The sequence below is a fragment of the Alkaliphilus peptidifermentans DSM 18978 genome (genome assembly GCF_900101495.1).
Taxonomy (GTDB): domain Bacteria; phylum Bacillota; class Clostridia; order Peptostreptococcales; family Natronincolaceae; genus Alkaliphilus_C; species Alkaliphilus_C peptidifermentans.
Genome location: NZ_FMUS01000031.1, coordinates 24,442 through 45,066, shown reverse-complemented (window position 1 = coordinate 45,066; position 20,625 = coordinate 24,442). Strand labels below are relative to the sequence as shown.

Genomic DNA, 20,625 nt, shown 5'->3' with positions numbered 1-20,625 from the left:
TAACAATTCGTAATTCAAGTTTGTTATCCTTATGGGAGATGAGTTGATGTAATTTACTTAGAATTTATAATACTATATAAAAAAGAGACTCTTCAGCAAATTATATATTAGTACTATCAATGACTTCTTCTATCTCATGACCCTTCATTGCTATTACCATTAAAGCTCCACAAAGAACTGCCATTCCACCAGCCAACTGCAAAAAAGATAGCTTTTCCTTAAATATTATTAGTGAAAACACAGCTGCAAATACAGGCTCAAACATACTGATGATTGTTGCTTTTGTTGGTCCTAATACTTCCACTCCCCTTAAGAAGAAAAGAATTGCAAATATCGTACAAATAAAGATAAGTCCTAATAGGGGCAATAGAACTGTCTTATTTAGTATAAAGGTTAAATCTCTTTGAATCAAGCCAATAGCAAGCATTCCAAAGGATGCAAAAATTGATATATATGCAGTAGCCACAATGGATTGTACTTCTTTAATTACCCTACTGCTTACAAATATGTATAAAGAATAGGACACAGCAGAAGCAATAGCCAGCATAATCCCTAAGCCGCTTAATTCAGATATAAAGGAGTCTCCCAAAATTAATGCTAGTCCCACGAAGGCAACAAACATCGCTAAAACCATTTTAAGAGTAATTTTTTCTTTATTGAAGATAGCCGAAAGTATCGCCACTATCATAGGGTGAGTATACATTAACAATACTGTTAGGGATATATGGATATATTTAATGGAAGAAAAATAAAATATTGAAGTTGCTGAATAAAACACTCCACCTAATAGAAATAGATTCAATAGATCTCTATAACTTACCCTCCAATTAATCTTAAAAGCCTTTAAGTAAATTAACAAAAGTAGTCCAGATATTATAAATCGAAGGCTCAATAACGCTGCAGTACTTATCCCTCCTTCATAGGCAAGCTTAGCAAATATGGGCATTACCCCAAAGGCCATGGCTGAAAATAAAATAAATGATAATCCCTTATGATAATTTTTTATTGTAATCACCCCACTTCTATCTCATTATAAGATATTTTTAAGATTAAATAAATAATTACTTTTATGCGTTGGAGTAACAGTAGAATATCCTAGTCAGGTGAGTCTTTCCACCCATAGTAACAACAAATATAAATCCTCCATAATTTAGGTAAATCAAAAGCTTTACCAGATTTCTTATGACTACTTTAATATTAATTATTCTGTGTGTTATAATAAAGAAGATTACCTCCCGACTAAAGTCACTGAGGTAATTTAATAATAATAATGATGATTGGGTGGTAATTATGAATAAAGAAAAAATCAGCAACAGAAAGTTAAAATCTATGGAAACAAAAAAGAAAATATATGATACAGCGGCCCTGTTATTTAGAAATGAAGGTTTTGAGAATGTTACGGTAGATACTATTGTAGAAACAGCGGGAATTTCTAAAGGAGCCTTCTATGTCCATTACCCTTCAAAGAATACCCTCATTGCACAATTAATTGCTGATAATGTAAAGAATACAGATATAAACTATAAATTATATCTCGATGGAATTCCAGAAGGAACTTCAGCATCTCATATACTTATCTCCTTGGCAGGAAATATTGCCGATTTTATTGCTAGTAATATAGGTTATGACGTTATGAAAATTTTATATGAAATTTTACTAACAAAAAATGTAGATGGTGACGCTGTTATAAGCTACAACAGGGATCTATACATTATGTTCAACGAAGTCATTAAGAGGGGTATTCAACAGGGGGAATTCACTTCAAGCATAGATAGTGATACAATTACAACACACTGCATTTTAGCCATTCGTGGTCTAACTTATGAGTGGTGTATCAGGTATCCAGATTTTGATTATAAGGAGCATGTTTTAAAACATTTTGAAATGCTGTTAGATGGTATTAAAGTTAAGAACTAGCTGTTCCCAGAAAACACCCCCGAAACCATATGGAGCTGATTGCTTCAATGTCTTCCGGGGGTTTTCTAGTTTTATAGGTAAGTTTAAGGATTTATTGTGATGCTTTGTGTGGCTGCATCCCACTCCACCTGCGCACCCAGTGTTTCGCTAACAAAACGCAGTGGCACGAAGGTGCGGTTACCCACTATTTCAGCTGGGCAGTCCAGCTGTTGCTCTTCTCCGTCAACAAGGACGGTTTGTGAATCTATGGTAAGGAGGATTTCCCTTCCTCTGTACATAATCAGCACCTGCTTTGTCTCTGGCAGCCACTGCACATCTGCTCCGAGGATCTCACCCACGAAACGTACCGGCACAAGGGTTCTGTTAAATGGCTGTTTGATAAAGGGTATGGCGTCCAGCTCCGTTGTAACACCATCCACCTGCGCTTTTTCTGAGCCAACGGTCAGCAGAATTATCTTTTGTGGCATCTTTACAATTACAAAATCACTGAACTTATCTACCCATATGGATATACCCACTGGGTTACCTTCATCATCATAATCTATCTCTCCAACAATAGACTCGGTGCTGCCATCGCTGTGATAAATAAAGACAGCCAAAGCGTCTAGGAAGCTTTGTCTCTCGGCAGGGTCTACTGGCAGTTCCACACCTTCAAGGGAAAGGGTTACCACGGTTTTGCCAGTAATATTGGCTTTGATTCGGGTACTATCCCCCAAGGGTTGTCCCCCCGCCTCTCGAGCCAGCTGTCTGGCTTCTTCTCCTGTTTCCTCAGAGATTCTTTCCATCTCTATTTTAAGATCCACTTCATGTCTGCTTAAGGCGAGCAAAGTATTATGAGGAATTTCCAGTACCCCCAGTGACGTTGTTATCTTCAGGGAGATGTTGTTTTCTACCAGGCTCAAAAGGATGTCAGCCGGTAGGCTAAACTGAACTTCATCGGCAGGTGATTCCTGCTCTTTCTCTAGAATAAGGTTAAGACTGGATATCTCCGCTTTCAGAGCATTCTTCACGGCATTGTTCATGGCTTGGGACGACACTGTGGCTGTATGCCTCTGCTTACCTTCTTCTGTCACTGTTTTGATGGTGCTAATGTATATTTCACCGTTAAATTTTTGCTGAGGAGATGGAGGTACATACCCTCCACCACCAGTGGTAGCTGCTGCCCTCGTTATGGTTAAAACTCCAGACACGTAATCGATGTGGTAGTTGCCCGACGTGAGCCCGGATGGGGTAATAGTATAGGTGCCAACAGCTTCACCTACTTCACGGGTAAAGGCTAATATTCCATCAAGATGGTTTGAGTTATCGTAAAATACAAAGCCATCATAGCTGACAGTGAAGTCTGGATCAGCCTTGCCATGGACCTTACTCTTGTCATGGGCAGTAACGGTCAGTGTTTTTGGAGTAATAATTAACTCTACCTCTGTAAAGGTAATGGTGTAGTTAGCTCCTGCTGTCAAATCCCCCTGCTGGATTTTATAGCTGCCAACATCCTCTCCTGCTTCCCTGATTAAGGAGCCACTGATAACATCCATACCTAGCAATGCTCCTACGGTAATCTCATAGGTTAACGGTGGATCTGCTTCTCCGTAAACCTTACTCTTGTCATCGACTGTAATGGTCAATGTTTTTGGTGTAATGGTTAGCTCTGCCTCAGTAAAAGTAATGCTGTAGTTAGCTCCTGCTGTCAAATCCCCCTGCTGGATTTTATAGCTGCCAACAGCCTCTCCTGCTTCCCTGATTAAGGAGCCACTGATAACATCCATACCTAGCAGTGCTCCTACGGTAATCTCATAGGTTAACTGTGGATCTGCTTCTCCGTAAACCTTACTCTTGTCATGGGCAGTAACGGTCAGTGTTTTTGGAGTAATGGTTAGCTCTGCCTCTAAGAAAGTAATAGTGTAGTTAGCCCCTGCTGTCAAATCCACCTGCTGGATTTTATAGCTGCCAACAGCCTCTCCTGCTTCCCTGATTAAGGAGCCACTGATAACATCCATACCTAGCAGTGCTCCTACGGTAATCTCATAGGTTAACTGTGGATCTGCTTCTCCGTAAACCTTACTCTTGTCATGGGCAGTAACGGTCAGTGTTTTTGGAGTAATAATTAACTCTGCCTCTATAAAGGTAATGGTGTAGTTAGCTCCTGCTGTCAAATCCCCCTGCTGGATTTTATAGCTGCCAACATCCTCTCCTGCTACCCTGATTAAGGAGCCACTGATAACATCCATACCTACTAATTCTTCTACGGTAATCTCATAGGTTAACTGTGGATCTTCGTCTCCGTAAACCTTACTCTTATCTTCTGCCTCTATATTTAATGGCTTCGGTGTTACTATGACAGCTACTGTTTGTTCTAATTCAACTCCAGAGTAATCATAGTTAACAGGATCGTTAGGAGTAAACACTACAATATATCCTTGGTTATGTACTATTGGGATGGTATCTGGTTCCTTCCAAGCAAAAGCTCCATCACCTACACCTAATCTAAATTCTGAGTCTGATAGAGTTTGCCCATAGGAGATAGTTATTGCGGTGGGGAATGTTACTGTAGGTATAGCTTTATTAACTTCAATAACAATCGAGACCGAAGCCTCATTATAATAGTCGTCGCCAGTCTTAGTTACTGTAACCTCTGCCTCTCCTGCCCCTACAATAGTAACCCTGCCAACGTTATCGACGGTGACGGCGTTGCCAGAGGTGACTTCATAGCTTATATCCCCGGTTCCACTGCCACCGCTTACTTGAATATCAAAAGGTTCGTTCCCATAGGTGATGGTCTCTGGAATATTAAATGTTAAGGGAGCCTGACTAAACTTGCTAATAGCATAATTAGTTATCTCTATTTGGTCTGAAGAAAAAAACCTATCTCCTGCTCCTGGCACATATTCTACTAAAAAGGTATAATTGCCGCCTAGAAGATCATCAACCTCCATGCCGGCAGTGCCGTATAAATTCATACCCTCACCTTCAATGAATGCTCTACCAACCTCTTCCCCATTGGCTTTAAATAAAATTTGCCCATTAGGTGTGTCAAGGAAAATACCATCAATATTTACTGAAAGACTGATTGGATCAAGCACATCCGCTCCACCTTCCGGGTCAGTAGAAAAGTCCCTTAAGGATAGTTTTATCTGTGAATTAGTGTTAGTTATATCAACAGAAGCACCTTCAAGGACTTCTAGGGTTCCTCCATCACTGCTAGAATCCCCAGAACCAATATCTCTTCCTCCAGATGTGCCCATTGCTGTAACACGGGTATTTATACCCCTTATGGAAACTGTGCCTCCTGCTCCGTTAGTACCACCTCCGATTCCTGCTCCTTCGCTGCCGCCTCTTGCTGTCACTGTACCACCTGTAATCGTTGCTGTACCTCCTGATCCTCTAAGACTGCCTCCTATGCCTGCTCCTTTAAAACCACCTGTTGCTGTCACTGTACCACCGTTAATCGTTACTGCACCACCGTAAATCGTTCCTGAACCTGCTGATCCATCAGATCCACCTCCGATGCCTGCACCATAAGTGCCGCCTGTTGCTATCACTGTACCCCCGTTAATCGTTACTGTTCCTCCGGCTCCTTTAAAACCGCCCCCAATGCCCGGTCCATGAGAAACACCTGCTGCTGTCACTGTACCTCCGTTAATCGTTACTGTTCCTCCTACTCCATAACTACCACCTCCGATTCCTGCTGCTAAATTACCGCCAGACGCATTCACTATACCTCCGTTAATCGTTACTGTATCCCCTGATCCAACAGCACCGCCTCCGATGCCTGCTCCACTACTACCGCCTCTTGCCGTCACTGTACCTCCGTTAATAGTTACTGTACCTCCTGATCCATAAATACCGCCTCCGATACCTGCTCCACTACTACCGCCAGTCGCATTCACTATACCTCCGTTAACCGTTATAGTGCCTCCGTTAACCGTTTTAGTGCCTGCTACTGCAGAAGTTCCGCCTCCTATACCTGCTCCTTGGTTACCGCCCGTCACATGTATTTCTCCAGCAGTCCCTCCTACTACAGAATCAATGATAAGAGAAACTCTACTAGGCAAATGAATCCCTGCGCGATTAGTTCCACCAAATATTTTCGATACACCGCTGAGATACAACTTATGATCAAAGCTACCTGCACTGCTAAAGTCGATGCCCTGAACTCCAGATGATGCAGCTATATTAAGATCTTCTATCGTTAATTTTAATGCTTCTGTCCGATCTCCTGCAACAATAATATTGGTGTTGGCATGCTGATGCTCTGAACCGTTTCCTATAATTTTAACCTCTGTTATAGTACTGGCTATGGATATTGTTCCAGTGAAATCACTTGCCAGTTGATAAATTCCATTAGTGGTGATTGAACCACTTCCGCTGTAGACTACCTGTGTTACTGTTTCTCCATGTGCCCTTTCACTTGTTGCCAGCCCTATGATTCCATATGTAATAAACAATAGAAACAAAAAGCTAAGACATGCAATAGTTTTGTTCATCCTATCCTTCATTTTTATCCCCCTCACATAATATTCTTAAATGAAAAATTAAAGTTTCTCTTTATCAGTCAACATTTGCTAAGTTTGACCTCACAAGAACCTTGTATCCTTTCTCCATTATCAATTTTTTAGTAAAAATCTAAATTGACTGCAGTAATTGACTTTAGTTTGTGACTATAGTCTTTTTTAATTCAGTATACATTTTTTTCCCTATTTTTGCAATATAAAAGTGTATTATGTCAGATAATAATAAGTTAAAATTGCCTTATTATTACTGGTTTCTGTACATTTACTTATCACTAATCATTGTTGCTGAATTTTTTAGATTGAATAATTTCATGGGTTAAATTCTATGAATAAAATGCTTTTCTTTTTCAAAGAAAGCCCTCAGGTCCTTAGGACGCTTCGCTGTATCTTCCTCATTGGTCATAAGATGGAGCGCCCCCTTAAAATCCCAATACAACTAAAAGACCGCATCAAGTCAATTGACTCAATACGGTCGAGGGTTTCACTGGTGGAGGCGATGCTGGTGGGAGAAGGGACAAAATCGTCCCTATAATCGAATGAAACAGCTAAGTGATAAATACTTATCTCTTTATAATAGTTATCACATTTTATGATCCTCACATAAAGTGAATGTTTAGTTTGTCTTTATCATACTTTGCAGAGATTATTTCTTTAGCTTGAAGCTTTGTTGGTAATATAAAACTTCTTCTCTCATTTTTTATAGAAATTGTTATCTCATCACCTTTTTGAGATAGCTTCAATTCCTGTCTATCAACAAAAGGCATGTTTATAGCTAATTTATATCCTTCATCCTCCTTTTCAATTGTAAATATTTTTTCTTTAAAGAGTACATTTTCTGGCTTAGCATCACCGTAAATCTTATCTCCAACTCTTTGAAGCATCTCTTTTTTCCTTAGTTCATCACTCATCAATTCTAATTTAAAAATTGGAATTCCTTTAAAGCTATCATGTAAATCGACCAAGCTTTCTTTCTGTATATCTTCCCAGCTACGGAAATACCCCTTGAGAGAATCCTTTGAAAATATTTTATTTACTACTATTGCATCTACGTTATAATCAAATAAGTGAAGATATGAAAAGCTTCTCTTTGCTTCTTTTACTACTATTTTTTCAGGAGTAGTAACTATCCTTATACTTACAGTATCCCTATCCAGCATAAGATTATGAAGCTCATGGATTTTAGAATATAGCCTTTCAAAATCATCAAAGGTATCATCTGAAGGCACGGGTATTTTTACTGTAGCCTCAACTATGGGTTTCATTAGCTTTGCACCTTTTTTCTTAATTGGAAAAAACTTTTCCATCCACCATTTAAATACTTCGGGAAACTTTAGCAATGACATAGTTTCTCCAGTAGGAGCACAGTCTACTATAAGTACGTCATATTTTCCTTCATCATATATGTCTTTTATTTTAACCAAAGCCAATAGTTCCTCAAATCCTGGAAAAATCAATAGCTCTTCACTTTCTATAGTTTTATCCGACTTTAGTGTAATTAGCTTTTCGATATATTCTTTTATATTTCCCCATGCCTTTTCGTTTTCTAAAACAGAATCTATTTCCATAGCATAAAGATTATTATCTATTTTCAAAGGGTCATTGGAAAGCTTAATATCAAAGGAATCTCCTAGGCTATGGGCCTGATCTGTACTAACCACCAGTACTTTTTTACCCTCTTTAGCTATTTTACAAGCCGTGGCGGCAGCTACACTGGTTTTGCCTACTCCACCTTTTCCTGTATATAATATGATCCTCATATAATCCCCTCCTAGCTAATTTGTAAAATCAATATCAACCTTTTTTACTATTTTTTTACTTTCTTCCTTTTGCATCTCCTCATTGATTATTTCTAAGGCAACCTCCTTTAATAAACTAAGTGCTCCCTTTTCAAATTCTTCAAGATTTTCTTTTACATCCTTTGGCAAAATTTCCTTTATAGCTTCGTACTTTAATTTTTCAGCCATAATCATCTTCTTAATAAACACTTTATTCATGAAAAGCACCTTCCCTTCATTCAAAATAGATACTTAGTGCTCCGTTATTAAGCTGTGCAGAAGCTATTGAGTATTTCTTGATTGTATGAGGTATTGGAATGTTTCGTTTAAAATTTCCTATTTTAACTATGATATCTGAACCAGATTCAAAAAGATCAAATTCTCTTTTATCAGCAAAGGGAACATATACATCTAGGCGATATCCCTTTTCAGTCTTTTCGAAGGTTTCATTTATAATTGTTTTCAGAACCTTAAATATATTCCTATCATCTAAAGAGTCTTCAATAATTCGTTCTAAGGCACCAACCCCATTAATATCTACTTCATACCACTTTATTTTATAGATTGGAATATTAGTAAAAACTGAATTTATCTCTTCTAGATAATTTTTTTGAATCTCCTTCCACTGATCAAAAAAGTGATTATCTACATTCTCTGGTATTATTCTATTAATATATAGGCCGTCAACATTAAAATTATATAGATTTAAATACATGTAACTTCTCTTAGTTTCCTCTACAACCATTTTTTCTGGTATAGTTACAAGTCTTACACTACATACCTCTCTATTCTTTAATAGATTTTGAAGACTTCCTAGCTTTACATATAATTTCTCAATATCATTCATAGCTAATTCATCTGGCAATTCTAATTTAAAGGCCACCTTAGAAATAGGTCTTAATATCTTCATAGCAACCTTTTCGATTGGAAAAAACCTTTCCATATACCATGAAAAAAGCTCAGGAAATTTCAATAATGAAAGAGTTTCACCAGTAGGAGCACAGTCTACTATTATTAAATCAAATGTATTTTGATCGTATATCTCTTTGATTTTAAGTAAGGAAAACAGCTCTTCAATACCAGGAAATACAACTATATCCTCCAAAACCTCTCCATCAACTCCACTTCCATATGGAAGCATCTTCTTAAAGGCTTCTACAATACTTCCATAGTGTCTACCCATCTCATAATTTGAATCAATTTCTAATGCCCAGAGGTTATTTTTTATTTCCACTGGCTCTTCTTTAATCTCCTTCATAAATAAATCACTTAAGTTATGGGCCATATCGGTACTTACCACTAATGTCTTTTTCCCGTCCTTTGCTGCCTTAACTGCGTGGGCTGCTGCTACTGTTGTTTTTCCTACTCCACCTTTGCCTGTAAAAATAATAACTCTTCCCATAATATCCCTCCTATTGTTCTTTTTAGGAATAGTTCTTTAATCGAAGTATTTGTTTTTAAAAATAACTTAGTTTATACTAAGCTATTCTATAAGAATTCGTTTAACCTTCTTAACTGGCTGGTCTTCATCATTTAATTGCTGCTTTTCTTGTTTTAATAATGAAAGAATTTTATTGAATATATTTATTGCAGTAGCCTTTTCTTCTTCTGTTAATACTGTTATAACTTCTTTAATAATATGTTCAATAACCTTTTTCTCTAGATTTATAAATTCATAGGCTTTACTTGTCAAAACAATGTTTACAATCCTTCGGTCTTCTTCATTTCTTTTTCTTTCCACCATTTGCTTCTTCTCTAATCTACCCACCACACCGGTTGTTGTATTAAGGGGGGCATTGATATAATCGGATATCACCGTCATATTTGCACTTTTCTTTCTATAAAGGAATATAAGCACTAATACTTCATTCTTAGAGTAATCTAAGAATGCACTACTCCATTGGTCTGGAAAAAACAGAAATTTAATTTGATCTAAATATTCAAAAATTAACGATTCGAAATTAAATTCTTCATTCAACTTTATAAACATCTCCTCAAAATAGTTCTTTAGTCGAAGTATATTTTAATTCTATACTAGAAGTATTTTTTTGTCAATATATAATTTAGTTAATGACATAGGATTCAGGCTTGACAAATTGACAAACTAATAATCCTCTTTAAATCATAAATCTCAGTTGCCATATTCTCTCTGCTAAAAATCTTTGATACTCCTGATTCACTTATTCTTTTATTTTTCCAAAGGAACCCCTGATTTCCTTAGGACGCTTCGCTGTATTCTCCTTATTGATAAAAAGGAGAATCGCCTCCTTAACAACCCAGTATTTAATAGGAAATAAGTAAAAAAGTAACTCCTCGTAACGGGAGGTAATCTGAAAAGTTAAGACAACAAAAGAAAGCTTCTATGGAAAAATTTATTAAATATTATAATGAGCAAAGAATCAAACAGTCATTAAGTTGGATGAGCCCAGTAGAATACAGACTTAATCTTAATGCTGCATAACAATAGCGTAGCAGTTTCTGTTGTAATTCCACCAATAGGTCTTCCAGACGCAGGAACAGCCCTCTCTCGTCCCCAATCACGAATTGCTTCTATTTTTTTGGACTAGTTTGTGATAATGGAACAACGTTTTTAAGGGAAGTTAATAATAATTCATCTGTAAGCTGTAACTCTTCATTTGCTATCAAGCGATATGCAATATCTCTGATTGATGATTCTATGTCCGCACCCGTAAAGCCATCTGTGACTTTTACTACTTCCTCCATAGTGTTATCAGATAATTTCATTTTTAAATACTTATTTGCATATAAATCAATAATCTCTCTACGTTCTTCCTCAGAAGGCAAATCAACGAAAAACAGTTCATCAAATCGTCCTCTTCTTAATAACTCAGAAGGAAGCATAGAAACATCGTTAGCCGTAGCTTATACAAATACCAGTTTTTTACATTCTTCCATCCAAAATAAGAAATGCCCAACCATTCTTGTAGTTACGCCAGACGAATCACTCCCAGAACCACCAAGGCCTTTTTCGATTTCATCTATCCATAGTACACACGGTTATACATGTTCAGCAGTTTGAAAGGCATCTTTTAACTGCTGTTCACTTTGTCCTACATACTGACCTTGAACAGTAGCAAAGTCTAACCTGTACAGTGGAAGCTGCCAAAAAGCTGCTATAGCTTTTGCAGACAAAGACTTTCCACATCCCGGAACACCAACTAACAACACACCACGTGTCATAAATTTATCTGAGCAAAGGGTCAAATATCATTTTATTACCATCTTGTTCTGACTGGTGTATGAGCCGCCTCCACCAATTATATCCACATTATCTTGAAAATACTTTTGAACTACCTTACTAAACTAAGCTTCTAGTCTATCTAAAACTTCTTTTATTGTTTTCACTTCTTCTTTAATCCAAGTTTTAGCATAAATACGATCTAATGGAGCAAGATAACATCCTGACATTGCACATAACCTATTTAATAAAGTGTAAAGCTTAATTGCCCTTTCATCTAAAGGCGATTTGTATTCTTTTAAAAAAGCATTTCTTTCTTCGTCATTTATATTTAAAAATGGTGGATAAAGTAAATGGGCAACATCAGACATAGCATCCCACCACATAAAATCAGCAAGGGCTGAAACCCGATCAACTGTAAACCCTTTTTCCCTCTTACCCATGTAAATACTCCAAGGAAATGGACTTATATGTACCAATGAACTTTGTCTTTGTTTTAAATATCGAAGATTTTCATCCCATACAGAACATATTCTCTCATAAATATCTGTAGTTATCATGCTGTTTTCAAGTAAATATCGATTACTACCACCATATATTTCAGCATCTCTATAAAACTCTGCTGGATGAACTGGATATTTCTTTTTGCTAGGGTCTCCGTCCCAAACACCTGCCCAATCATTCTTAATGCTATGAATTCGGGAATATGTTTGTCCTAGAGAGCTATATATTTGTTTACGCTCACCTTTAGAGGCCAAGTTATAGGCATCACCCATCCTCACCCCCCTTTGGTATTCTGATAGAACAAATAAAAACCCATATTCCTCTAGATTTGTTGAGTAGGATATTATGCTAGGTTGGGGTATTCCAGTTGATTTAATTAATTCAGTAGCTTTTATTTGGTTTAATATTGTTGAAGCCTCTGTCCAGTCTGGATTGACTCCTGCTTTTAATAAAAGACTTCTTCCATCAGTTAGATGTATACGTTGGGATTGCATGATCCAAGAATGGGGTTCATCAATCTGTTTAATCTTACAGTCTATTCCAGCATCTAATAAAATTCACTTAATCGTATCATTTTCTAGCTTTTTTATTTGTTGTCTTAATATCATACCTTCTTCAATTTGATTTCTTGTAAACATAGTTATGCCCCCTTAGATCTCCTTTAATTTAGATAGTATATACTTCCCTATCTACCTCCATCTCTTAAGGGTTCTAAGGTTTTGTATTAATCGTTTTCTAGCTTCATCTACTGTAAATCCTGCTCTTACTTCAAATGGTATGCATGATTCAACCATTTCATCAAAGGTTTCATTGGGTTTATTAAACTCCCCGTTAGGATAACAATACTTACAATAATCAGTATTAATTGATCCGTCTTTATTCTTTCCATATAACCCTTCACCTTCCATTGACATACCGCAGCTTTGGCAAATATTCATCATTCAACACTCCCTTAATATATTAATAGCTTTTTACTTATTCATTGTAAAACATATATTATGACAGCAATATGTCATAGTTTGTTTTTTTCAATTGATAAATTAAGTCTACTAATAAATTCTTCTCTAAGCCATGATGGTTCAATGATTTTTACATAAGGAACTAATCCCAAAAGGAATGAATAGAGCCACTCGTCAACAGTGAAATTTAAATGGACAATGATCTTATCACCTTCAATTCTACAGTTTTCATAATCAATATAGTCTGGAAGCTTAGCCTGCAAACTTTTATCTATTTCTAGCTTTATTTTTGTTGTTGGTCTTCCAGATTCTAAATTATTTTCCCAAGGCAAAGGTTTAGAAGTTTCTTTAATTTCAAATTCACACTCTAATAATTTGCAGGATATCATTCTACTTAATTTAAACATTCTAAAATCTTCCCGAAGCTCACAATAGCCATAAATATACCAAGTTGATCCCATCATTACCATTGTATACGGACATATGATTCTATCAGATTCTTGAAAGTTTGCGTCTATATATTGAATATAGATTTTATGATAACCATCCCTTGCTTTGGTTATTATATCTAGATTCTCTTTATATCTTTTGTTTTTAATGAGGGGACTTAATTTAAATACTATCTTATGGTCTTCTGAATCTGATGGGAGAAGCATTGAGAATTTATTATATACTGACTTTATCTCTGTATAAGGCACTGCTTTTTGTAAACTCTCTAAAAGGTTATTAAGAACCTTCGCTTCATCTGTTTTTAGGAAATTTTTATCTAATTTATATTCACTAAGTAATTGATACCCACCTTTTTTCCCAACTTCAGAATATACAGGGATACCAGCCATACTCAAAGTATCTATGTCTCTTTGTATTGTCCTAACTGATACCTGAAAATATTCAGACAACTCCCTTGCAGTGATTTTTTCGTTATTTATGATCATCATTAGAATACCAAGCAGCCTATCTATTTTCATCGTGAAACCAACCTCCAGAGCCTTATGGTAAAGTTTAGTCTTTATTTCCTTTTCTTAATATTCCATACAAGCGCTAAGATTCCTTTATATTTTCAACAATGAAGGATTTATAAATTAAACGTGTTGAGATATTTTTAGATTTTTATCTAATTATCCTTTATATAATTTGATGGAGGCGAGGGGAATCGAACCCTTCCTGTCGGTCTGCCACTTTACCTCAGCTTCTCCGAGGGCAGTTGCTGTTTTAGGTTCAGCCAGCCTCGATTATACATCTTTAAGGTCAAGGCACCCCTTAAGGCGCCGAATGGGCACCTAGATCATATACCAAAACAACTCCTTATTCATCAATTGCTATGGTGTTTATATTGATTAAACCGAGATCCCAAACAGTCTTTACTATTGAAACTCTCCTTTATTTTTTGTGCCTCCTGCTAGATAAAAAGCATACTCCAGAGGCCTCAGGTATACTCTTGCGCTAAGTTCGTCGTCTTTCAATTTGTCAATCAATATCTTTTGAGGTTTACCATTTGCCTCTATAATCCAAAGTTTGCCTTGAAAGTCCACTCCGAAGTCAACACTGATTTCTCCCATATGCCCGAGTCCTTCCTCAATTCTGACGGCTGCTTTAAGGCTGATGTTTTTAATTTGCTCTATGAGTTCTTCTGAAACCAGGTTATCCTCCGCAATTAATTTATCAAAGCTTTTTACCCTTCTTATCGAGTTTGTCAGGTAATAATTTGCTAAAGATTGCCGGCTACAGCCGCCCGAAACATCCCACTTCCCACTGATGTTTTTTTGTACAACCATACGGATATCGTAGACCTGCTTATCTTTTTCCTCTAGGCTAATGAACTGCTGCAATATAAAACTTCTTGTACCTGTTATTTTTTTTATCTCTTCAATAAAATCTGTTTGGCTGGTTGTTGTTAGGCGAGGAATGTTGGTCTTAAAAAACAATTGCATTTCACTGTTGCCAGCTAGTTCTAACCGGTAAACGCTGCGCCCTAAATAGCCCCTGGAAGGCTTAAGAACTAACTTTTTGTATTTGCGTAACAGATTCAGCATATTTTCCTGATTGTATCGGTAGGTATCTGGCAGGTATTCATGAACTTCACTATTTTTTAAGATGCGGTAAATTTTCCATTTGTCGAACCTGGTTATATGATTAAAAACTTTTTCTCTGCCGATAACGCTTTCCAACTTTTTAGCCAACGAACTTTTGGATGAATAGCATCGATTGTAGACTGCCAAAGGAAAAGAGCAGTATGTCTTTTTCCATACTCCATCACTGAACAATAATCCTTTAATTTTTTGCTTCCTCCATATAATTCCCGAAGGGCTAAATAATAACAGATTTGCTCCCAGGCATGCCGCACTTTCATAGTGGGAAATAGGTTTAGGGTTTTTCAGAACTATTCCAATTTGTGGGTTTTCTTTCATATCAATCACCTGTTATATTATATGGATTTTTCACCTGTTTTGTGATTAACCAACAAGATAATATGTAATTTGTAACATATTCACCTGGAGCTTAATATGATATACCAACAAAATGAAAAGGAAGGTGTTTTAACATGGGTATAAATAGTAGAGTCTGCTGTTGCCGGTGCGATGAGCTTCTTGGAGTCGGTACTGAGTTCGAAGTTCAAATAGGAGACAACATTCGGGTTTTTACTACCGGAGGTGCCGCTGGCCCGGAACCTTTTATGGGTGAGTTAATAGCGGTAGAGGAGAACACTATTGTTCTCAATCCCGTCGGACAGACAAATTTTGTTCGTTATTGCTGCGCTCAAATCACATCAATAGAACATGACCCCTCGATGAATGGCTAAGTATTTTTAGGTGTGTCAACGCTTTCCCATCCGGTTCATGCGGTCGGCACCCAAAAAAGGGGATCACAGATAATAAGGGAGGCAGGGAGACAGTTCTTCTGCCTCACCAGTGTTTTAATCAATTGAGTGTACTTTTTTGAAATAATCGGTTCTAACACTTCAAAGCCAGGAAAAGCATTTATACCATTGTCCTATGATCGCCAAACCGGTAAAAGCTACATCTCGGCCGAGTTATTGGAAGTCGAACGACGGTTGTGTGGCCCGCGGGAAATGCTACAAGATTATCATCTCCCTCAAAACCATTTCACGAAGTTCTTTTTTCATTAGTATTTTATAAATCAATTATTTGTGCCCTGAGTCAATCTGACAAGTTAAAACTAATCTTCTTACCTACAATTTCATAAACTTCTTAATTAAAAATCTTGCAGGCTTATAATGAAAGCCTTCCATTTTTTTAACTATGTTCTTAAGTTCATCTTGAATTTCAATTTTTTGTGGACAATGGATTTCACATTTTCCACAGCTTGAGCACAAGGATGCATTGCTTGCCTGAGTCTTTAGGCTGGTCTGTACCAAATACTTTATCTTAGCCATAAGTTTACCTTCTATCTCCACATCATTATAACAAGAAAAAACAGTAGGAATATCTACACCCTTTGGACAAGGCATACAGTAATTACACGCAGTACATGGAATTTTGATTTTTTCATTTAGAATAATACGTACCTTGTTAAACAACTCATGGTCATTTTTTGTGAAGGAATTTGCTTCAGCCTGTGCCGCTGCTCTTATGTTTTCTTCTACCATCTCCATAGAATTCATTCCTGATAATACAACAGTTACTTCAGGGTGATTCCAAATCCAACGAAATGCCCATTCTGCAGGAGAACGCTTAAGGTATGCCTTATCCCATATTTTATAAACTTCTTTGGGAAGATTGGTTACCAACTTTCCGCCTCTTAATGGCTCCATAACCATAACAGGTAGCCCCTTAGCTGCTGCATATTGCAATCCACTTTTACTTGCTTGATTGTTTTCATCTATATAGTTGTACTGAATCATGCAAAACTCCCAGTCATACTCATCGATAATACTTATAAACTCCTCCCTACCACCATGGTATGAGAATCCTATGTTTATAATCTGACCCTTTTGTTTCTTTTCTTCTATCCACCTTAGAATACCGATATTAACTAACCTGTGCCACGTGTTGACATCAGATAGCATATGAATGAAATAGTAATCTATTCTATCAGTCTGTAATCTGCTTAACTCCTCATTAAAGATCTTATCAAAATCCTCATATTTCTTTATTAAGTATGGAGGAAGTTTTGTTGCAATTTTAACACGATCCCGATAACCCTTTGCCAGTACTCTACCCAAAACCGCTTCACTGTTTGGATAGATGTATGCTGTATCAAAATAATTAACACCATTTTCAATTGCATAAATGATCTGTTTCTCTACTTCCTTTTCATCTCTAGGAAAACGCATACATCCAAAACCTAGAATAGATAGCTTATCATTATTTTTAGGATTTATTCTATACTTCATTAATCAGTTCATTCCTTTCGCTGTTTCCTAGCCATGGTAAAGGTATTGCCATGATTAAAATTGCTATATCATCTATTTTATTGGTTTCCAACGACTTATAGTTAACCCTCTTTACTATTATACTACTAAAATAACAATTCAAGTAAGGACTATTGTAGGGAAAAGGGAAAATATACACATAGACTCAATATACATTCCAAAATAGAAATACATATTAATACAAAATACCATAATATAATATGCAAAATAAGGACCTATCATCCAGCAGGAGGTAACAGTTGTACTATCAATGATTACCAACACACCTGAAGACCCAAGTGCAATCAATAGGTTTACCGATGCTAGTGCTATTGCTCATTGGGCAAAGGGCTATGTAGGAGAAGTCGCAGCTAAAGGCTATATGGGAGGCTATCCTGATGGCAGCTTTAAGCCTACAAACAATATCACAAGAGCAGAAGCAGTAATGACACTGATAAAGCATAAATAGCAAAAATTGATGAAGAGTTTAGGGTACCCAGTTGCAATAGGAGATAAAAAAGTTATTCCAGATATTTTTGGAAACCCCCATACCATCAAGAATATAATTGCACCTATTGAATTTATCGATTCTAGTGGAACCAGCAGGTTAGAGGAGATAATCAGAGAAGGTGAACTGGTTGGTTCTAAAGGGAACATAGTAGATTCAGGTAAATATGTAGAAACATACGATATCACCTTTCGCAAGCCTAAAGATGCTGGTAATGAGGCGAAATTAATGATTCGTACTCAGAAGACGGCGTTAATTAACCAGTTAGGTACTTTCATTATCGACAGAATCCATGGAACAAATAACATGTGGTGGATTGAAAGAGTACTAGAAACACCATCCTACAAAGATAAACTTCTTGATTTTGTCAGTTTGGTCAACTTAAGAATAGAGCTATGGGATGGTGAAGAATGGATAAAGCAGGGAGAAATCAAAGCAGGTATGCATTTGCTTGAAGAGTTCCTTGTTCCTTTGGATCTTAACACTATTAAAGACCCAGTTAGCGAAATAAAAGTTCGTCTAAGCTCAGGTTTTGGTTTCTATGAAATCGACCAAATAGCCATTGATTTTTCAGAAAACCATATTATAAACATTTTAGAGCTACAGCTAGAGACAGCGGTGTTCAACCAGTTGCTGTTTTAGTTTCTCGCCTTCCCTAACACCAACAACAGGTTTTAGGTTCAGCCATCCTGGATTATACATATTTAAGGTCAAGGCACCCCTTAAGACGTTCCATTAGAAGAAATGGGGCGATGTGCATTGAAACACCCTAGCCCCACATCTTATATGGCAAAACCGATTCATTTTGAGTTTCAGTTTGCACCGTTGTTGTCCTTGTCATGCATATCCCTGCTTGCCGAATTATTGATGTTTAAGCATAGACATGACCTCTTTTAATTGCTCCATTCTAAATAGGCTATTTCTGGAAGAAAATCTGTAAAAACTACTTCCTTCAGCAGGCGGACCCGTAGCGATAATATGTTGTTCTCCCGGCAGAACCGTATCAGCAAGGAATATCATTACAAATTCATATCCTACATCAACATCGCCTTTTAGTGAACGGACAACAGTGACATTATAAAGGTCGGTAGCTCCCCAATCTGTCGTAGATTGCTCGTGAGATAATCTAAGTGGATCATTGATTTCAACAATCAAAATATAAGGCGATTCATCAATGATGTCTTCGATTGATTCTGACCTAATGAAATTTCTCCCCGGCGGATTATTCTTTGTCAAATCAGCAACAAACGACACCACTTCCTGTTTTGAAACATGCTTTTTGAAATCCAAGTTCGCTGAATGTTCTGTCAAGGATTCGCTATACATTACGCTTCTTGACGGATTATCCAAGTCTATGACGATGTTGCGTATAAATGTGTATCCATCATCGTGAGTATTTGCATGAGGCTGACCTATGGCTATAAGCGGCAACATATAATTTGTTTTTGAGTTAAATGTTAACTGGCCGGGCATAAAGTCAACTTCTCTCGACACATCGAAGACGTGAGTACTCACATTAGTATCCGCATATACAAATATTCTATCTGCGGCATTGCCCAAAACTCTTTCTGATATAGTGAATTCAAATTCTGTCAACCTTTTCCCGAATGGTCTGCTTCCCACATATTGCGCGATGACTACATCGGTAGCAAATTCCAACAGTGCATCTTCAAAAGTTAAATAGTCGAAAGAAGCTTCAGGCATAGGCGTATTAGGATCAGGATCTGTTGCGGCTTCTAATGAACCATCTTCGAAAACAAGATTATTTTCTGTGTCATCAGCCTCTGCTAAATTATCTTTATAATCAAGATGTTTATCCGCATCCGCAGGATAGGGTAAATCTCCAGATGTAGTGCAGGCAGACAATAACAACACAATCAAAACTGCTCCACATAATACTTTTTTCATTATAATTCTCCTTTAAATTAATTATTTAAACGCAATGGTGATTATCGACCGATAACGCACTCTGTTATAGGATATCTCAACAACTAGCGGAAATGATCATAAATCTGTTTCAAATGCCTTATTTCATTTGGTCTTAGGTTAAAGTGGGTATTAGCTTGCCACCACATAACATATGTATCATCAGCAAGTATACGACTGGTATGACCCATCCACCCCAGAGTATGTCCGAGTTCATGAACTGTGACCTTTCTTGTTATATCTATATCATACTGAGTCCAAGTGGTGTCTGTCGATCTTTCAATAACAAAAATACGTGCTTGCCCCGAAAACCTTAACACATTTCTGGTTGTATCATCTAAAATGATGTTTTGTTCCAATGCGGTTGTTGGATATACTGCAAGACCCGCCCAAGTAGAAGGTCCTTCGCCGCGTAAATCATCAATATCTGCTCTTTGTCCACCAAATGAACGTATATGTGCATTTTCTGCTTGTGTAACACCGGTAATGGGTACATCTAACGCATTACTCCACGCCTGTTGAGCTTCAAGCATTCTAAAATGGAATACAAAGCCATCTGAAACCGTTCCAAGAGTATGAGTGTGTACATTGATGCTACCAGTGCCAGACCAAAATCCTACACGATTTATATTAGTGCCAGTAGTAGCATTAATATCTTGATGCCAAATCCAATCCACCCAATGGGCGTCAAGGGTTAAAGTTCCAGCAACAGGCACATTGATACTAACAGATGCTTCGGGTGGGAAAATGTTGCCAGCTGAATCTCTCCACCCTATGAATACACGTCCTGTTCTTCTTAAATTTCCCTGCGGTCTAAGTGTAATTGACCCCGGAGTAGTGAGGGTCTGATTAGCTGGTACAGTTCCGCTGGTATGTCCGTTGCCCCTGTACGTAATTGTTACGACACTTGGAATCCAATGTGCATCTAATGTCAGAGTTCCGGCTACTGCAGTA

17 protein-coding genes and 2 pseudogenes are annotated in these 20,625 nt (G+C 37.2%); 4 read left to right on the top strand and 15 right to left on the bottom strand.

Annotated features, from left to right (window positions below; translation table 11 throughout):
* Nucleotides 1–100: 100 nt before the first annotated feature.
* Entirely contained in the window at nucleotides 101–1,015 is a 915-nt protein-coding gene (locus BLP68_RS18240) for a DMT family transporter (protein WP_091546735.1), read from the bottom strand.
* A 275-nt stretch (nucleotides 1,016–1,290) separates the two neighbouring features.
* Here BLP68_RS18240 and BLP68_RS18235 point away from each other — a divergent pair, with 275 nt between their 5' ends.
* Nucleotides 1,291–1,917, top strand: a complete 627-nt coding sequence (locus BLP68_RS18235; protein ID WP_091546732.1) for a TetR/AcrR family transcriptional regulator — start codon at nucleotides 1,291–1,293, stop codon at nucleotides 1,915–1,917.
* Between the two features lie 83 nt (nucleotides 1,918–2,000).
* Here the strand turns inward: BLP68_RS18235 and BLP68_RS18230 are convergent, their stop codons facing one another.
* From BLP68_RS18230 to BLP68_RS18210, 5 genes are all read right to left on the bottom strand, one after another.
* Nucleotides 2,001–6,413, bottom strand: coding sequence for an MBG domain-containing protein (locus BLP68_RS18230; protein ID WP_091546730.1), 4,413 nt, complete (start codon nucleotides 6,411–6,413; stop codon nucleotides 2,001–2,003).
* A 611-nt stretch (nucleotides 6,414–7,024) separates the two neighbouring features.
* Entirely contained in the window at nucleotides 7,025–8,185 is a 1,161-nt protein-coding gene (locus tag BLP68_RS18225; protein ID WP_091546727.1) for an ArsA family ATPase, read from the bottom strand.
* 15 nt (nucleotides 8,186–8,200) lie between these two features.
* The gene (locus tag BLP68_RS18220; protein ID WP_091546724.1) at nucleotides 8,201–8,422 is read right to left on the bottom strand and encodes a hypothetical protein; all 222 of its coding nucleotides are present in this window, start codon (nucleotides 8,420–8,422) and stop codon (nucleotides 8,201–8,203) included.
* A 16-nt stretch (nucleotides 8,423–8,438) separates the two neighbouring features.
* Nucleotides 8,439–9,605 (bottom strand): ArsA family ATPase, encoded by a 1,167-nt coding sequence (locus tag BLP68_RS18215; RefSeq protein ID WP_091546721.1) that lies wholly within the window; start codon nucleotides 9,603–9,605, stop codon nucleotides 8,439–8,441.
* 81 nt (nucleotides 9,606–9,686) lie between these two features.
* Nucleotides 9,687–10,181: a MarR family winged helix-turn-helix transcriptional regulator gene (locus BLP68_RS18210; RefSeq protein ID WP_330389229.1), complete on the bottom strand. Its 495-nt coding sequence runs from the start codon at nucleotides 10,179–10,181 to the stop codon at nucleotides 9,687–9,689.
* A 375-nt stretch (nucleotides 10,182–10,556) separates the two neighbouring features.
* Here BLP68_RS18210 and BLP68_RS22490 point away from each other — a divergent pair.
* A pseudogene (locus BLP68_RS22490) lies at nucleotides 10,557–10,664 on the top strand (IS3 family transposase); the annotation flags it as partial.
* An 89-nt stretch (nucleotides 10,665–10,753) separates the two neighbouring features.
* Here BLP68_RS22490 and BLP68_RS22015 read toward each other — a convergent pair.
* The 7 genes and pseudogenes from BLP68_RS22015 to BLP68_RS18170 form a co-directional block, all read right to left on the bottom strand.
* Nucleotides 10,754–11,065 carry a hypothetical protein gene (locus tag BLP68_RS22015; RefSeq protein WP_207647944.1) on the bottom strand — a complete coding sequence of 104 codons (312 nt, stop codon included), beginning with the start codon at nucleotides 11,063–11,065 and terminating at the stop codon, nucleotides 10,754–10,756.
* Between the two features lie 21 nt (nucleotides 11,066–11,086).
* Nucleotides 11,087–11,404, bottom strand: a pseudogene (locus tag BLP68_RS22350) (AAA family ATPase).
* A gap of 123 nt (nucleotides 11,405–11,527) precedes the next feature.
* Nucleotides 11,528–12,400, bottom strand: a complete 873-nt coding sequence (locus BLP68_RS18195; protein ID WP_091546713.1) for a phosphotransferase — start codon at nucleotides 12,398–12,400, stop codon at nucleotides 11,528–11,530.
* A gap of 195 nt (nucleotides 12,401–12,595) precedes the next feature.
* Nucleotides 12,596–12,844: a zinc ribbon domain-containing protein gene (locus BLP68_RS18190; protein WP_091546710.1), complete on the bottom strand. Its 249-nt coding sequence runs from the start codon at nucleotides 12,842–12,844 to the stop codon at nucleotides 12,596–12,598.
* Between the two features lie 74 nt (nucleotides 12,845–12,918).
* Nucleotides 12,919–13,833: a helix-turn-helix transcriptional regulator gene (locus BLP68_RS18185; RefSeq protein WP_091546706.1), complete on the bottom strand. Its 915-nt coding sequence runs from the start codon at nucleotides 13,831–13,833 to the stop codon at nucleotides 12,919–12,921.
* A 396-nt stretch (nucleotides 13,834–14,229) separates the two neighbouring features.
* Nucleotides 14,230–15,273: a YheC/YheD family endospore coat-associated protein gene (locus tag BLP68_RS18180; protein ID WP_091546703.1), complete on the bottom strand. Its 1,044-nt coding sequence runs from the start codon at nucleotides 15,271–15,273 to the stop codon at nucleotides 14,230–14,232.
* A 782-nt stretch (nucleotides 15,274–16,055) separates the two neighbouring features.
* Complete coding sequence (locus BLP68_RS18170) at nucleotides 16,056–17,219, bottom strand: aldo/keto reductase (protein WP_091546698.1); 1,164 nt, start codon at nucleotides 17,217–17,219, stop codon at nucleotides 16,056–16,058.
* A gap of 289 nt (nucleotides 17,220–17,508) precedes the next feature.
* On the opposite strand from BLP68_RS18170, the gene BLP68_RS18165 reads away from it, so the two are divergent.
* Nucleotides 17,509–17,706 (top strand): S-layer homology domain-containing protein, encoded by a 198-nt coding sequence (locus BLP68_RS18165; RefSeq protein ID WP_091546695.1) that lies wholly within the window; start codon nucleotides 17,509–17,511, stop codon nucleotides 17,704–17,706.
* A 9-nt stretch (nucleotides 17,707–17,715) separates the two neighbouring features.
* Entirely contained in the window at nucleotides 17,716–18,387 is a 672-nt protein-coding gene (locus BLP68_RS18160; protein ID WP_091546692.1) for a hypothetical protein, read from the top strand.
* A 219-nt stretch (nucleotides 18,388–18,606) separates the two neighbouring features.
* Here the strand turns inward: BLP68_RS18160 and BLP68_RS18155 are convergent, their stop codons facing one another.
* Together BLP68_RS18155 and BLP68_RS18150 are read right to left on the bottom strand one after the other, a co-directional pair.
* The gene (locus BLP68_RS18155; RefSeq protein ID WP_091546690.1) at nucleotides 18,607–19,653 is read right to left on the bottom strand and encodes a hypothetical protein; all 1,047 of its coding nucleotides are present in this window, start codon (nucleotides 19,651–19,653) and stop codon (nucleotides 18,607–18,609) included.
* A gap of 83 nt (nucleotides 19,654–19,736) precedes the next feature.
* The coding region (locus BLP68_RS18150) for a matrixin family metalloprotease (RefSeq protein ID WP_207647942.1) at nucleotides 19,737–20,625 on the bottom strand (889 nt) is incomplete at its 5' end.

Excerpts from the sequence above, each read along its gene's own strand:
- BLP68_RS18225 (WP_091546727.1), bottom strand. The coding sequence starts at position 8,185 with ATGAGGATCATATTATATACAGGAAAAGGTGGAGTAGGCAAAACCAGT.
- BLP68_RS18170 (WP_091546698.1), bottom strand. The coding sequence starts at position 17,219 with ATGAAGTATAGAATAAATCCTAAAAATAATGATAAGCTATCTATTCTA.
- BLP68_RS18190 (WP_091546710.1), bottom strand. The coding sequence starts at position 12,844 with ATGAATATTTGCCAAAGCTGCGGTATGTCAATGGAAGGTGAAGGGTTA.
- BLP68_RS18160 (WP_091546692.1), top strand. The coding sequence starts at position 17,716 with ATGAAGAGTTTAGGGTACCCAGTTGCAATAGGAGATAAAAAAGTTATT.
- BLP68_RS18165 (WP_091546695.1), top strand. The coding sequence starts at position 17,509 with ATGATTACCAACACACCTGAAGACCCAAGTGCAATCAATAGGTTTACC.
- BLP68_RS18185 (WP_091546706.1), bottom strand. The coding sequence starts at position 13,833 with ATGAAAATAGATAGGCTGCTTGGTATTCTAATGATGATCATAAATAAC.
- BLP68_RS18195 (WP_091546713.1), bottom strand. The coding sequence starts at position 12,400 with ATGCAATCCCAACGTATACATCTAACTGATGGAAGAAGTCTTTTATTA.
- BLP68_RS18235 (WP_091546732.1), top strand. The coding sequence starts at position 1,291 with ATGAATAAAGAAAAAATCAGCAACAGAAAGTTAAAATCTATGGAAACA.
- BLP68_RS18220 (WP_091546724.1), bottom strand. The coding sequence starts at position 8,422 with ATGAATAAAGTGTTTATTAAGAAGATGATTATGGCTGAAAAATTAAAG.
- BLP68_RS18180 (WP_091546703.1), bottom strand. The coding sequence starts at position 15,273 with ATGAAAGAAAACCCACAAATTGGAATAGTTCTGAAAAACCCTAAACCT.
- BLP68_RS18155 (WP_091546690.1), bottom strand. The coding sequence starts at position 19,653 with ATGAAAAAAGTATTATGTGGAGCAGTTTTGATTGTGTTGTTATTGTCT.
- BLP68_RS18215 (WP_091546721.1), bottom strand. The coding sequence starts at position 9,605 with ATGGGAAGAGTTATTATTTTTACAGGCAAAGGTGGAGTAGGAAAAACA.
- BLP68_RS18230 (WP_091546730.1), bottom strand. The coding sequence starts at position 6,413 with ATGAAGGATAGGATGAACAAAACTATTGCATGTCTTAGCTTTTTGTTT.
- BLP68_RS22015 (WP_207647944.1), bottom strand. The coding sequence starts at position 11,065 with ATGCTTCCTTCTGAGTTATTAAGAAGAGGACGATTTGATGAACTGTTT.